This is a genomic window from Winogradskya humida (genome assembly GCF_016862215.1).
Classification (GTDB): Bacteria; Actinomycetota; Actinomycetes; order Mycobacteriales; family Micromonosporaceae; genus Actinoplanes; species Actinoplanes humidus.
This window is the reverse complement of the sequence record NZ_BOMN01000021.1, coordinates 70782-84379: the sequence shown is the minus strand read 5'-3', so window position 1 is coordinate 84379 and position 13598 is coordinate 70782. Positions and strand designations below refer to the sequence as shown.

The 13598-nt window shown below is 71.3% G+C and carries 11 protein-coding genes; 7 read left to right on the top strand and 4 right to left on the bottom strand.

Annotated features, from left to right (window positions below; all coding sequences use genetic code 11):
* The coding region (locus tag Ahu01nite_RS08305; RefSeq protein ID WP_203835839.1) for a GNAT family N-acetyltransferase at positions 1-477 on the bottom strand (477 nt) is incomplete at its 3' end.
* Positions 478-543: 66 nt separating this feature from the next.
* Between Ahu01nite_RS08305 and Ahu01nite_RS08300 the strand changes: the two genes are divergently transcribed.
* The 4 genes from Ahu01nite_RS08300 (at position 544) to Ahu01nite_RS08285 (ending at position 4908) form a co-directional block, all read left to right on the top strand.
* Positions 544-1380 (top strand): NAD-dependent epimerase/dehydratase family protein, encoded by an 837-nt coding sequence (locus tag Ahu01nite_RS08300; RefSeq protein ID WP_239158715.1) that lies wholly within the window; start codon positions 544-546, stop codon positions 1378-1380.
* A gap of 40 nt (positions 1381-1420) precedes the next feature.
* A complete protein-coding gene (locus tag Ahu01nite_RS08295) occupies positions 1421-2710 on the top strand; it encodes an EAL and HDOD domain-containing protein (protein ID WP_239158714.1) in 1290 nt (429 codons plus the stop codon).
* 9 nt (positions 2711-2719) lie between these two features.
* Positions 2720-3580, top strand: a complete 861-nt coding sequence (locus Ahu01nite_RS08290; protein WP_203835838.1) for a glutathione S-transferase C-terminal domain-containing protein — start codon at positions 2720-2722, stop codon at positions 3578-3580.
* A gap of 152 nt (positions 3581-3732) precedes the next feature.
* Positions 3733-4908 (top strand): hypothetical protein, encoded by a 1176-nt coding sequence (locus Ahu01nite_RS08285; RefSeq protein WP_203835837.1) that lies wholly within the window; start codon positions 3733-3735, stop codon positions 4906-4908.
* On the opposite strand, the gene Ahu01nite_RS08280 is transcribed toward Ahu01nite_RS08285, so the two are convergent.
* Both Ahu01nite_RS08280 and Ahu01nite_RS08275 read right to left on the bottom strand, forming a co-directional pair.
* Positions 4872-6341, bottom strand: coding sequence for a sensor histidine kinase (locus tag Ahu01nite_RS08280; protein ID WP_203835836.1), 1470 nt, complete (start codon positions 6339-6341; stop codon positions 4872-4874). The two genes, Ahu01nite_RS08285 and Ahu01nite_RS08280, sit on opposite strands and share 37 nt — an antisense overlap.
* Positions 6338-7003 carry a response regulator transcription factor gene (locus Ahu01nite_RS08275; RefSeq protein ID WP_203835835.1) on the bottom strand — a complete coding sequence of 222 codons (666 nt, stop codon included), beginning with the start codon at positions 7001-7003 and terminating at the stop codon, positions 6338-6340. The genes Ahu01nite_RS08280 and Ahu01nite_RS08275 overlap by 4 nt, the downstream gene beginning before the upstream one ends.
* Before the next feature lie 67 nt (positions 7004-7070).
* Between Ahu01nite_RS08275 and Ahu01nite_RS08270 the strand changes: the two genes are divergently transcribed.
* Positions 7071-9272, top strand: coding sequence for a putative bifunctional diguanylate cyclase/phosphodiesterase (locus Ahu01nite_RS08270; protein ID WP_239158713.1), 2202 nt, complete (start codon positions 7071-7073; stop codon positions 9270-9272).
* A gap of 7 nt (positions 9273-9279) precedes the next feature.
* On the opposite strand, the gene Ahu01nite_RS08265 is transcribed toward Ahu01nite_RS08270, so the two are convergent.
* Positions 9280-9936: a hypothetical protein gene (locus Ahu01nite_RS08265; protein ID WP_203835833.1), complete on the bottom strand. Its 657-nt coding sequence runs from the start codon at positions 9934-9936 to the stop codon at positions 9280-9282.
* A gap of 129 nt (positions 9937-10065) precedes the next feature.
* Between Ahu01nite_RS08265 and Ahu01nite_RS08260 the strand changes: the two genes are divergently transcribed.
* The gene (locus Ahu01nite_RS08260; protein WP_203835832.1) at positions 10066-10935 is read left to right on the top strand and encodes an FAD binding domain-containing protein; all 870 of its coding nucleotides are present in this window, start codon (positions 10066-10068) and stop codon (positions 10933-10935) included.
* Complete coding sequence (locus Ahu01nite_RS08255; protein WP_203835831.1) at positions 10932-13592, top strand: molybdopterin-dependent oxidoreductase; 2661 nt, start codon at positions 10932-10934, stop codon at positions 13590-13592. The genes Ahu01nite_RS08260 and Ahu01nite_RS08255 overlap by 4 nt, the downstream gene beginning before the upstream one ends.
* The last annotated feature ends 6 nt before the right edge of the window (positions 13593-13598 follow it).

The window sequence follows — 13598 nt, the reverse complement described above, 5'->3', positions numbered from 1 at the left end:
ACCCACGGCCGAACCACCCACGGCCGAACCACCCACGGCCGAACCACCCACGGCCGAACCACCCACGGCCGAACCACCCACGGCCGAACCATTATCAGCCGGGCCACCTGCGGCCGGCGGGGCGAAGGCGTAGGTGATTGCTGCTCGCGCGGCTTCGGGGGCGAGGCCCTGGCCCCAGTAAGCCGGGGCGATCCGCCAGCCGATCTCCACGGCGGGGGCGAACGGCAGCGCAGCCGGAACCGGCTGAATGCCGACAAATCCGCAAAAGTCGCCCGTCGCGATCAGCTCCACCGCCCAGAATCCCCACCCCCGCGAAGCGATAGCCGCCGAGAGCCGGTCCGCCATCGCGTCGCTCTCGGCGGCGGTCAGTGTGGCCGGGAAGTGGCGCATGACCACCGGGTCGGCGTTCATCGCGGCGAACGGGGCGCGGTCGGACGGGAGCCACTGGCGCAGCAGTAGGCGGTCAGTGCGCAGCATGGTGATGTGTTCCTCGTGGGTAACGTCACGGTCCGTTCGGGGCCTGTGACGGGTTAGCGTCACATTATGAAGATCGCGGTGACGGGTGGGTCAGGGTATATCGGGTCGGCGGTGGTGGCGGAGCTGGTTTCGGCGGGGCATGAGGTCATCGCGCTGGTGCGGAGTGCCCGGGCTGCGGCGAAGGTCAGCGGGCTCGGGGCGCGGGCTGCTGTCGGGGATCTGTTCGAGCCGGGGTGGGCTGCGGAGCGGTTCAGGGAGGCTGATGCCGTGGCGCACCTCGCTGCGACAGGTGACGCCGGGAACGCGCTGCTGGACAGGAACGTGCTCGAGGCCGCGCGCCGGGCCGGGAAGCCGTATGTGCACACCAGCGGGATCTGGCTGTGGGGGGACAACACCTCGATCACCGAGGAGTCGCCGGTTCAGCCGCCGGCCCTGACCGCCTGGCGCATCCCCGTGGAGGAGGCCGTGCTCACGTCCGGCCTGGTGGTGACGATCATTGCGCCGGGCGTTGTTTACGGGCACGGCGGTGGGATGGTCATCGAAGGGTTCGCCGGGGCGCGTACCGATGACGGGAAGGTGCCGTTGGTCGGGGACGGGTCGCAGCACTGGGCCACCGTGCACGTGGATGACATCGCGGCGCTGTACCGGATTGTGCTCGAGCGGGGTGAGGGGCTCGGGTATCTGATCGGGGCGAGCGGCGACAATCCGAGCGTACGGGAGCTTGGGGAGGCCCTGGGTGGCTTCGTGGCGGAGAGTGCTGAGGTCTCGCGGCAGCGGCTGGGGGTTGCCTATGCCGACGCGTTGCTGCTGGACCAGGGGGCGAGCGGGGCGAAGGCGCGGGGGCTGGGGTGGACGCCGGCGGGATCGTCGCTGGTCGAGGAGTTGCGCGGGGCTCGAATCTGAGGGCTGCACCACGAATGCCACTCTTTTACGACCGGGCTGGGTGAAAACCTTCATGCCGGGGCCGGTGCCGCCGATCAATCATGGCGTGAACCCCATGGTGCCGATCCCGTTGCCGGGGACACAGCTCGTACATGTCGGGCGTCAGCCGATCTTCGATCAGACCGGCGATGTCGTCGCCTACGAGCTGCTGTTCCGAGGCAGCATGGACGCGATCGAGGCAGGCCGGCGCGACACGTACGCGACGAGCCAGGTCATCGTGAACGCGTTCACCGAGTTCGGCATCGACGAGGTTGTCGGGGACCGTACCTGCTTCATCAACATGACCCGGGAGTTCCTGGTCGGCGAGCTGATTCTGCCGTTCGGGCCGGAGCACGTCGTGCTGGAGGTCCTCGAGACGGTCGAGGTCGACGACGAGGTGATCGCGGGCGTGACGGAGCTGGTCGCGCAGGGCTACAAGATCGCGCTCGACGACTTCGTGTGGGGGTCGGGGCACGAGAAGCTGCTGCCGCTGGCGTCGTACGTGAAGCTTGATCTGCTCGACGGGGATCTCACGCATCTCGACGAGATCGTCGCCGCGTGCCGGGCCTACCCCGACATCAAGATCGTGGCCGAGGGGCTCGAGACCGGCGAGCATCTCGCGCTCAGCAACAGGTACGGCTTCGAACTGCGCCAGGGGTACGTCCTGAGCCGCCCCCAGGTCCTGACCGCGCAGAGCCTCACCCCGTCGAAGCTGCGCCGCCTCGAACTGCTCGGCGCGCTGACCGCCCCCGACGCCGACCTGGACAAGGTTCTGCGGATCATCGCGGGCGACCCGGCGCTGACGATGCGGGTCCTGCGGGCCAGCAACTCGGCCGCGGTGGGTGCGACGAGCCGGGTGTCCTCCGTACGCCAAGCGGTCGTCATGCTCGGTCTGCCCCACATCCGCCAGTGGGCGATGCTGATGGTCGTCGACGACGTGGCCGAGGCGACCGAGACCCAGATGGCCGACGCCCTGACCCGGGCCCGTCTCTGCGAGAACGTCGCCGCCACGTTCGGTGCCGCGGGCGACGCGGCGTTCATGGCGGGACTGATCACGGCGGTCGCGCAGATGCTCGGGATCAGCCCGGCGTCGATGGCACACCAGTTGCCGCTGACCCCGGAGATCGAGCAGGCCCTCGAGCGGGGCACCGGGAAGATCGGGCAGGTGCTGCGGGTCGTCAACGCGTACGAGCGGGGAGATCTGAAAGAAGTTGCTGCCGCGTACGCAGGCCAGGACCTGTCCGGAACCGTGATGGCGGCGATGAAATGGTCGACGATGGCAGTGGCCGCCACCGCGCAGGGCGCCGCCTAGAATTTCGCGATGACCACTTTTGCCAGCCCGGTCGACCTCGAGGCCTACGGCGAGTACAAGATTCCGGACACCCCGGGCCCGCTGTACCGCTTCACCGGCCGGATCACCGCGGACACCGCCGAGCAGGGCCGCTATCACCTGTACGGCGGCTGGTTCTGCCCGTGGTCACACCGGGTCGCCATCGTGCGCAGCCTGGCCGGCCTCGACGGCGTCGTCACCATGTCGTTCGTCGGCGACGAGCGCGACGCCCGCGGCTGGGCCTTCCGCGAGCAGTACGGCCCCGACCCGGTCAACGGCTTCACCCTGCTGCGCCAGGCGTACGAGGCGAGCACCCCCGGTTTCGACGGCCACGTGTCGGTCCCGGCGCTCTGGGACCGTGTGGCCGGCAGGATCCTCACCAACGACTCGCACGCCATGGGCATCGACCTGGCCACCCAGTTCCACCACCTCGCCACGCCGCTGATCGCCACGTATCCGGCCGCGCTCGCGGAGGACATCGAGCAACTGGACCGCTGGCTCGGCCCGGCGGTCACCTACGGCGTCGGCAAGGCGGCCGGCCCCGGCCCCGCCCGCGACACCTTGCTGGCCACGTTCCAGCAGCTCGACGATCGCCTCGCCGAGCGGCGCTACCTGCTCGGCGACCAGGTCACCGAGGCGGACATCCGGCTCTGGGTCCGCCTGGTCCGCTACGACGCGGGCCCCAACGCCCACCGCACGATCAACCCCGGCCTGGCGGCCTACCCGAACCTCTGGGCGTACGCCCGGGACCTCTACGCCATCCCGGCGTTCCGCGACACGACGGACTTCAACTCGTTCACGGCCCCGGACGCGCAGGTCCCGGACTGGTCGGAGCCCGCCGGCCGCCACTGAGCCCCGGCCGGCTCGGGCCCGCGCAATCCCGTCCCCGGCCGTGGCGATACAGGATTCTGCCAGGGACCGGGCAGGCTTCGGACAGTGACCGATCCGCCCCGTCCCGCGCCTCGTGCTGTTGATCAGAGATCAGCGGGACGAGGAGGATCGTCATGCGGGATACGTCGGACGGCGCGCGGCACGAGGCCACGGATGCGGGACACGGCCGGTGGGAGCCACCGTGGCGGTGGGGACGGCGCAACAATGACCCCGAGTACGCGTGGCTCGGCGCCGGCAGGGCGGTCGACGCGGCGCTGCGGGAGTCCGGCGGTGGCCGCGTGGCCGGGGTCCGCGTCGCCGGAGGACAGGGCCGGCCGTTCTACGCGGTCCAGTTCATCCGGGGCGACTGGCTCTGCACGGCCTCGGTCGACGCGCTGACCGGCGACGTGGCCTCCATCGTGCACGACGGCGACGCGGCCCCGGCCCGGATGTCACCGCCGGTCGTCACGGACCGGAGGCGGCTCACGCTGCCGCACCGGGTGATCGGGGACATCCAGGCGTCCGTCGACGACCCGTCCCTCGCCTACGTCGCGACCGACGCCGGGGTCAGCACGGTACGGATGGAGCACGACGGCCTGCGGCTGGTCGCCGAGCGCGTCACAGGCTTCGGGTCGACACGCCAGATCGCCGCCGTCCCGGGTGGCGTCGCCGGGATCACCGGTGACGGCCGGGCGTTCATGCTCCACGATCGCCCCGTCACGGGTCTGCACGCATGGGTCACGCGGCTGCCCGCGTCGCCGTACACGATCGCGTCGGCGGCTCAGCGCGTACTGATCGCTTCTGATGCCGGAGCCGTCGAACTCGACCTCGCCGACGGCCGGGTTGTCCGGATCCTCGACGGAACCCCCGTGCGAGCGGCCACTTATCTGCGGCCCGGGAAGGCCGTACTTGCCACCCACAGCGGCTGGCTGAGCGTGGTGAACACCGTCGACGGCACCCCCGAATGGTGTTACGAACAAGGCGAATACCCGGACCGCATGTGGTCCGCGCACGATCGCATCCTTCTGGCCGGCGAGGGCGGCCTCAAGGAGGTCGTCCCGGGCGAGGGCGTGGTCTGCCGCTGGTCAACCCCGCTCCGCGACGCGGTGGCAAGCGCCGCCTCCGTCTGCGGTCAGGTCTTCACGTGTACGCCCGGAGCGCCTCTCGCGGCCCACAGCTACGCCACCGCCGCCCACGACGGCCCGCTGGACACCCACCCCGACGTGATCACCACGGTCCGGACCCCCGGCGGCCGCTCAGCACTCCTGGCCGCCTACCGCGACGGCACCATCGAGGCCCTCGAGCTCTGAGCATCGGTGCAGGTCCCGGGCGGGACGGGCCCGGACCGCAGCAGGGCGGGCTCAAGGCCGGCGGGGGCGAGGGGCAGCAGGACCATGGCGTCGACGCCGGTGCCGGACGGGCCGTGACGCAGGGTGGCCGAGCCGCCGCTGACCTCGGCCAGCCGGCGGACCAGGGCCAGCCCGAGGCCGGTGCCGCCCTTGGGCGCGTCCGGGGCGCGCCAGAACGGATCGAGTGCCCGGGACAGCTGGGCATCGGTCAGGCCGGGACCGGCATCGATGACGTGCAACGCGACCAGGTCCGGGGAAAGGAGTTCCCAGCACACCGCCACCGTGCTCCCTGAGGGGGCAGCGCGCAGCGCGTTCGAGACGAGGTTGTCCAGGATCTGCTCGACGGCGCCGGAAACGGCCAGAACCGGGCAGTCCGGCCTCACGGCGACGGACAGCGTGACGCCACCGGAGGCGGCCAGCGGGGAGAGGAGGTCGAGTCGTTCGCTCACCGCGGCGGCGAGCGACATCGGCGTACGTGGCAGGTCCGCCTGGTCGCAGCGGGCCATGGCGAGCAGCAGCTCGACCATCTGGGCCAGGCGGTCGGTCTCGCACAGGGCGGCGCGCAGGTTGCGCCCGCCGGCGGAACCGGGCTCGGCGATGTCCGCTTCCAGGTTCTCCAGGCGCAGCCGTAGCGCCGCGAGCGGCGTCTTGAGCTGGTGGGACGCGTGGCCGGTGAACGAGCGTTGCGCGGCGATGAGCGTCTGCAGCCGGTCCGCGGTCGCCGAGAACGTCGCGGCCAGCCTGCGCAGTTCGGGCGGGCCGGAACTCGTCTGCAGGACGATCGGGGGCGTGTCCGAAGCCAGCTGCCGGGTTGCCTGCTCCAGTGCGCGGACGGGACGGGAGATCCACCGGGCCAGGGCGTACGCGAGCAGGCCGGCCGCCGCCAGGACGATCACGCCGGCGCCCGCCAGGAGCAGCCAGAAGTTCTGGATCCGCGAGCGCAGCGCCGCGTCCGGGACGCTGACGCGGATGGCTCCCTGAGCGATGATGCCCGGATGGACAGGTACGGCGACCGACATCACGCCCGGACGGGTCCTGGTGCTGACCCGGCCCTGCCCGCTGAGCACGCTGCGGATGTCGCTCGCGCCCGCGAGGTGACCGGCCTCCGCCTGACTCAGATGGGTGCTGGTCAGCAGGGCACCGGCCGCGTCCACCACGTCGACATCGCCACCCAGGCGCTGCGCGGTCTCGCGCGCCAGGATGTCGAGCTGGGCGCGGTCACCGCCCGCGAGGGCCGTGTCGACGAACGCCGCGAGCACCTCGGCGTCATGCTCGAGCTGCTCGAACGCGTGCTGCTGCTCGTTGCGGTGGTGCACGTACCCGAGCGGAACCTCGAGACCGAGCAGGATCAACAACGCGAAGGAGACGTACGTGAGCAGCAGCCGCCGCGTCACGCCGGCGCTACCAGCCGGAACCCGACACCGCGGCGGTTCTCGATCCAGGCCGGGTCGCCCAGTTTGCGCCGCAGGCTGGCGACGTGGAAGTCGAGCGTCTTGCCCGGCCCCGTGAACGTGGCACCCCAGACGGTCTCCAGGATGTGCCGGCGGCCCACGACGGCGCCGGGGTCCTCGGCCAGCAGCAGGAGCAGGTCGTACTCTTTCGGGCTGAGCGAGACGGGCAGGCGGTGCAGGCGTACCTCGTGGGTGCGGGTGTCGATCGACAGCGGGCCGCAGGCACGCACCGGGTCCTGCGCCGCGGACGGAGCCGGGCGGGTGCGGCGGTCCACCGCGCGCATCCGGGCGACCAGCTCGCGCACGCTGAACGGTTTCGGCAGGTAGTCGTCGGCGCCGAGTTCGAGGCCGAGGACCCGGTCCGCCTCGTCGCCGCGTGCGGTGAGCATGATCAGCGGCGTGTCACGGCCCCGGCGCAGCTGCCGGCAGACCTCGATGCCATCGATGTCAGGCAGCCCGAGATCGAGCAGCACCATGTCCGTGGGCGCGGCGGCGAGCGCGGCGGCGCCGGTGGCGACGTGATCGGCGACGATGCCGTACCGGGCCAGGCCGTCGACCAACGGCTCGGCGATGGACTCGTCGTCCTCAACCAGCAAGACCCTCATGCGCCTCAGTACGGATCACGTACCCCGCGCGGTTCAGAACGGCGCGTTTCCTGCCGATCGAACAGAGGTGAGCAGATCCCCCGGGCGGGTCCTACCGATCGCGGCGTGCGCGGTCGTGCTCGTCGCGATCGTGGGTGTCACCGCCGCGGTCCTGGACGTCGAGGGCCGCCGGGCCATCTTCTCCGCGACGCTGCTGGTGCTGGACGCCGTCGGTGCCGTGTATTTCTTCCGCGCCGCGCGCCGTAGCCCGTACCCGTCGTCCTGGCGGCTTGCAGGTCTGAGCCGCATCGCCTCGATCACCGCGGGTGTGACCCTGGCGATCTCCTCGGTCACAGACGCCGAGGCGTTGTGGTGGGTGGGCACGGGCCTGCGGATGCTGATGTTCGGGCTGATCTCCGCGGGTGCCGTCATCAGCCGCATGGTGGATCTCTCCGGGCGCCGCAGGTATGCGTTCGGCGCCGAGCTCCTGACCGTACTGGCCAGCGGTTTCATGCTGACGTGGTACTTCGCGCTGGACCCGCTGATCGAGAACTGGGAGCCGGGCCCGCTGTGGGTGGCGACCATCGGCTTCACGATCGGTGACCTGCTCATGCTCGTCTCGGCCAGCGCGCTGCTGCTCGGTGGCGCCGTCCCCCGGATCACCCACCCGGTCACGCCCCTGGTGTTCGGCATGCTCCTCTACCTGGTCACCGACGCGATCTGGTCGGCGCTGGCGGTCCGCGGACTGCACCCGGAGTCGTCGCTGGTGCTGGGCGGCGGCATCGTGCTCGCCACGGCGCTGATCACGCTGTCGCCGATCCTGATCAGCACCGGGTCGCGCTCCCCGGTCGTGCGTCAGCGGCTGACCGGCCAGCCGGCGTGGTCGGCGAGGCTCCCGCTGCTCGCCCTGGTGTTCGGCGGCGGTCTCATGCTGATCGTCACCGTCCGCGAGGACAACATCCTGCTCTGGGGCGGCCTGGTGCTGGGCCTGATCGTGATGACCACCTCGATCATGCTGCGCCAGGTGATCTCGTTGCGCGACAGCCGCGACCTGATCGTCTCCGACGTCCTCACCGGCCTCGCCAACCGCACCGGCCTCGACAACGCCATCACCCGCAGCCTGCGCCGCCACGAACACGGCACCCTCATGCTCATCGACCTCGACGGCTTCAAACTCGTCAACGACGCCTACGGCCACCCCGCCGGCGACCACATGCTCACCACCTTCGCCCACCACCTGCGAGCATCCGTACGCCACACCGACACCTGCGCCCGCATCGGCGGCGACGAATTCGCCATCTGGCTCCCGGACGCCACCGATGACACGCACACCATCGCCGAACGACTCCTGCAGACCCCCACCGTCGCCCTCGACGACGACACCGTCCCCATCCGCGCCTCCATCGGCCTCGCCCCCACCACCGACGCCGACGACACCATCAAAGACCTCATGCGCCGCGCCGACCTCGCCATGTACCACGCCAAACGCGCCGGAACCCACAGCTGGACCACCTACGACCCCGCGATGACCGACCGCCGCGCCGAGGACGCCGCCCTCACCGAGGACCTCCAGCACGCCCTCGACCGCGACGAGCTCCACGTCCTCTACCAGCCCATCGTCGACATCACCACCGGCAGGACCCTCGGCGCCGAGGCCCTGCTGCGCTGGGAACATCCGGCACGCGGCTTCATCAGCCCCGTTCGTTTCATCCCGCTGGCCGAACGCAGCGGAGCCATCGCGCGCATCGGCCTGTGGGTCCTCGAACAGGCCCTGACGGCCCGCCCGAGCGGCAGCTACATGTCCGTCAACCTGTCGCCGCGGCAGCTGCAGGACCCCACGCTCGTCCATGACGTTCTCGCCGTCCTGCACCGCACCGCCACCGCGCCGTCGCGGCTCGTCCTGGAGATCACCGAATCGGCCCTCGTCGACGCCACGCACGCCCCGACGTTGCAGGCGCTGCGGGAGCACGGCATCCGGGTCGCGATCGACGATTTCGGTACGGGCTACTCGTCCCTGCAGTACCTCACCCGCCTCCCCGTCGACATCCTCAAGATCGACCGGGCCTTCGTGGCGGAGCTGAACGGCACGCCCGAGGGCCGCGCGATCGCCGAAGCCGTCATCCGCCTCGCCCAGGTCCTGCACCTGACCACGATCGCCGAGGGCATCGAAACCCCCGACCAGGCCCTCGAGCTGCAAACCCTCGGCTGCACCCGCGGCCAGGGCTACCTCTACGCCAAGCCCCTGCCCGCACACGCCCTGACCGAGGTGAGCACCGCCCCGGACGCCTGAGCCGGACTCAGGACAGGTCGACCCGCTCCCACGTGAACCGCGTCTTCCATTCCTCGTCGCCCGCCAGGAACGCTGCGAACGCCCCGGCGAGCTCGACCCGGTCGGCGGCCCGCGTGGCGTAGTGCCGGTCGGCGGACCCCTCCCGGTGTTCCAGGGTCAGGGCGCCGTCCGACACCAGGGACTGGATGTACACCTCGCTGTTCTCCGCTCCCCGTTCCAGGACGATGTAGTTGTTCGTCTCGCTCATCCGCCCGACCGCGGCGAGGAGCTGCTCGTGCGACGGATCAGCACACCGGAACCCCTCAGCGGACCAGAGCGTGAATGCTCCGGTACGCGCGAACGTCCGCACCACGTCGGACGAGGCGTCGAAACACAGCAACCCGTGCTGGCGCGCGAGTTCGGTGACGACCGACCGGAACTCATCGGCCCGCGAATACATGACGGACAGCAGCACACCGTCCACGACCGCGCAGGGCTCCGCGGACCAGGGGTCGTCCAGGTCGCCGACGGGATAGCGGGCGGTCAGGTCGTCGAGGAACGCGGACACCGCGGGGTGTGCGGGGCGGGGATCGGGGTCCGCGTCGATCATCACGTCGTACACCGCGAGCACCTCGTCGTCCGAGAGCGTGCGCGTCTCGAACCACACAGCCAGGTCGTAGCTCACGTCTGCATGATCGCATCCGGCGGCCACCGGGCGCACGATCCGGGCGGGGTCCGCGGGAAGCGAAGCGGAAACAGACGGCGCGTAACGTACCGTGTTTCCTTGGGGTGGGTACGGACGCAGGGGGCACGCGTGGATCTGCACACGGTGGTCGAGGTGGTGAGCCCGGCGAGGCCCGGGCAGTGGCGGCGCGGGGACGCGTGGCTGGGTGGCGGGACCGCGCTGTTCGGCGAGCCTCAGCCCGGGGTCACCCGGTTGCTGGACCTCGCCGCCAGCGGCTGGACGCCGATCACCATCCGTGACGAGGGGCTGGAGATCGCCGCGACCTGCACCGTCGCGGACGTCAACAGGTTCGCCGGGGCGCCCGGGTTCACCGCTTTCCACGGGCTCGCCGCCGCCTGCTGCCACGCGTTCCTCGCCAGCTTCAAGATCTGGAACGTCGCCACCGTCGGCGGGAATCTGTGCGCGGCCCTGCCCGCCGGCCCGATGATCGCCCTCACCGCCGCCCTCGACGGCGAATGCCTCATCCTCGGCCCCGCCGATCCCGGCGACGGCCCGCCCGGCAAAATCCCCGCCGATCCCGGCGACGGCGACGGCGGTCTGGTCGAGCGGCGGGTGCGGGTCGTCGACTTCGTGACCGGGGATGGCAGCACGGTGTTGCGGGACGGGGAGATGCTGCGGTCCGTGACGTTGCCCCGGGCTTCGTTGACCGGGCTGACGGCGTACCGTCAAGGGTCGTTGTTCACGCACGGCCGGTCGGCCGCGCTCCTGGCGGGACGGCTCACGCAGGCCGGGGAGTTTGTCCTGACCGTGACGGCGGCGACGGTGCGGCCCTATCAGCTGCGCTTCCCGGAGTTGCCGGACGAGCGGCACCTGCTGGACGAGCTCGAGGCGGCCATTCCCGGCGACGCGTGGACCGATGACGTGCACGGGTTGCCCGCCTGGCGTGCGCATCTGACGCGTACGTTCGCCGCCGAGATCCGGCGGGAGCTGGCCGCATGACGGTCCGGATCAACGGTACCGAGCACGGACGCGCACCCCGGCCCGGTCAGTGCCTGCGCACGTTCCTGCGCGAGGAGGGCTGTTTCGGGGTCAAGAAGGGGTGCGACACCGGCGACTGCGGCGCGTGCACCGTCCATGTGGACGGCGAGCCGGTGCACAGCTGTGTCTATCCGGCGTTCCGCGCGCAGGGCAAACGCGTCACCACGATCGAGGGGCTCGCGCCGGCGGACGGGCTGCACCCGGTGCAGCAGTCCTTCCTGGACGCCCAGGGCTTCCAGTGCGGGTTCTGCACCGCCGGGCTGATCATGACCACGGCGGCGCTGGACGAGGCGCAACGCGCGGATCTGCCCCGGTCGCTCAAGGGCAGTCTGTGCCGGTGTACGGGGTACCGCGCGGTGGCCGACGCGATCAACGGTGTGCGTACGGTGGAGGATCCGGAGGCGGGAGCCGCCATCGGGGCCGGGCTCGGCGCGCCGGCCGGTCCGCAGATCGTGACGGGAACGGCCCGCTACACGTTCGACGTGGCGATGCCGGGGATGCTGCACCTCAAGGTGCTCCGGTCACCGCATGCCCATGCGCGCATCACGAGCATCGACGCGAGCGGGGCGCTGGCCGTGCCCGGGGTGCGCGCGGTGCTGACCCATGAGGACGCGCCGGCGAAGTTCTTCTCCACGGCCCGGCACGAGAACCCGTCGGAGGACCCCGCCGACACCCGGGTTCTCGACGACGTGGTCCGCTTCATCGGCCAGCGGGTGGCCGCCGTCGTGGCCGACACGGAGGGTGCCGCCGAGGAGGGCTGCCGCCTACTGCGCGTGGCGTATGACGTGTTGCCGTCCGTAGTGGACCCGGAAGAGGCGTTACTGCCCGGCGCTCCCCTGCTGCACGGCGGCGACAGCAACGCGATCGGGCGGCTCGACGCCGAGCTGGGTTCGGTCGCCGACGGGTACGCCGAGGCCGCCGTCGTCTACGAGCAGACGTTCCGGACCGCCCGCGTGCAGCACGCCAGCCTCGAGACGCACGGCGCGATCGGCTGGCTCGACGCGGACGGGCGGCTCACGCTGCGGTCGAGCACCCAGACGCCGTTCCTGACCCGGCGGGCGCTCGCCGACCTCTACGACCTGCCCCTCGACCGGGTGCGGGTGCTCACCGGGCGGGTCGGCGGCGGCTTCGGCGGCAAGCAGGAGATGCTGGTCGAGGATCTCGTCGCGCTCGCCGTGCGCGCAACCGGGCTACCGGTCAAGCACGAATACACCCGCGCGGAGCAGTTCACCTCCGCGACGACACGGCACCCCTTCACCGTACGCATGAAGGCGGGCGCCCGGAGCGACGGCGTCCTGACCGCCCTCGAACTGCGCGTGGTGTCCGACACCGGCGCCTACGGCAACCACGGCCCGTCGGTGATGTTCCACGGCTGCCACGAATCCATCTCGGTCTACCGCTGCGCGAACAAGAAGGTCGACGCGTACGCCGTCTACACGAACACCGTGCCCGCAGGCGCGTTCCGGGGTTACGGCCTGGGCCAGGTGTCGTTCGCGGTGGAGTCGGTGCTGGACGAGCTCGCACGGATGCTCGGCATGGACCCGGTCCTGCTGCGCGAACGCAACGTCGTCCTGCCCGGCGAGGACATGACCGCGCCCGGCTCGCACGCTGACGACCTGACCATCGCCAGCTACGGCCTCGACCAGTGCCTGACCGCCATCCGCGACGCGTCCCACGAGCCTCTGCCCGAGCCGGCACCCGAGGGATGGCTGGTCGGTGAGGGCATGGCCATGGCCATGATCGCCGCCGGGCCGCCCGGTGGCCATTTCGCCGACGCCACGCTCACCCTGCTGGCCGACGGCCGGTACGAGATCGCCGTCGGCACCTCCGAGTTCGGCAACGGCAGCACCACGGTCCACGCGCAGATCGCCGCGGACGTCCTCGGCACCAGGCCGGACAGGATCGTCATCCGCCAGTCCGACACGGACGTCGTGGCCCACGACACGGGCGCGTTCGCCTCCACCGGGGTGGTCGTCGCGGGGCAGGCCGTGCTCGCCGCCGCGAGGTCGTTGCGCGCGGACATCCTCGCCAAGACCGGCGCGGTCACGCTGGGGGTGGACACCGCCGTGCAGGCCGACGGGTCGGCGCTGCACCTGCGGGACGTGCCCGGGCCGATCAGCGCGCAGGGACACTGGACGGGCAGCCCCCGGTCGGTCGCCTTCAACGCGCAGTGGTTCCGGATCGCGGTGGACCCCGGCACGGGCGAGCTCCGCATCCTGCGCAGCGTGCACAGCGCCGACGCCGGCCGGGTCATGAACCCCCTGCAGTGCCGGGGCCAGGTCGAGGGCGGTGTCGCCCAGGCCCTCGGCTCGGCGCTGACCGAGCGCATGGTCCTCGACGGCGGCACGGGCGAGGTCCGCACGACCGGGTTCCGGCAGTACCACCTCCCCGCGTACGCCGACGTGCCGCACACCGAGGTCGTGTTCGCCCGGACCGAGGACACGATCGGGCCGCTGGGCGCGAAATCGATGAGCGAGAGCCCGTACAACCCGGTCGCCCCGGCGATCGCCAACGCGCTGCGGGACGCCACCGGCGTACGTTTCACCGACCCGCCCTTCACCCGCGACCGCATCTGGCTCGGCCTGCAGAACGATCACAAGGGTCAGCCGATGACATGATGGCGC

What these genes read in the sequence shown, in the direction of transcription:
- Ahu01nite_RS08300 (WP_239158715.1), top strand. Translation starts at nt 544, where the DNA reads ATGAAGATCGCGGTGACGGGTGGGTCAGGGTATATCGGGTCGGCGGTG.
- Ahu01nite_RS08290 (WP_203835838.1), top strand. Translation starts at nt 2,720, where the DNA reads ATGACCACTTTTGCCAGCCCGGTCGACCTCGAGGCCTACGGCGAGTAC.
- Ahu01nite_RS08285 (WP_203835837.1), top strand. Translation starts at nt 3,733, where the DNA reads ATGCGGGATACGTCGGACGGCGCGCGGCACGAGGCCACGGATGCGGGA.
- Ahu01nite_RS08275 (WP_203835835.1), bottom strand. Translation starts at nt 7,003, where the DNA reads ATGAGGGTCTTGCTGGTTGAGGACGACGAGTCCATCGCCGAGCCGTTG.
- Ahu01nite_RS08255 (WP_203835831.1), top strand. Translation starts at nt 10,932, where the DNA reads ATGACGGTCCGGATCAACGGTACCGAGCACGGACGCGCACCCCGGCCC.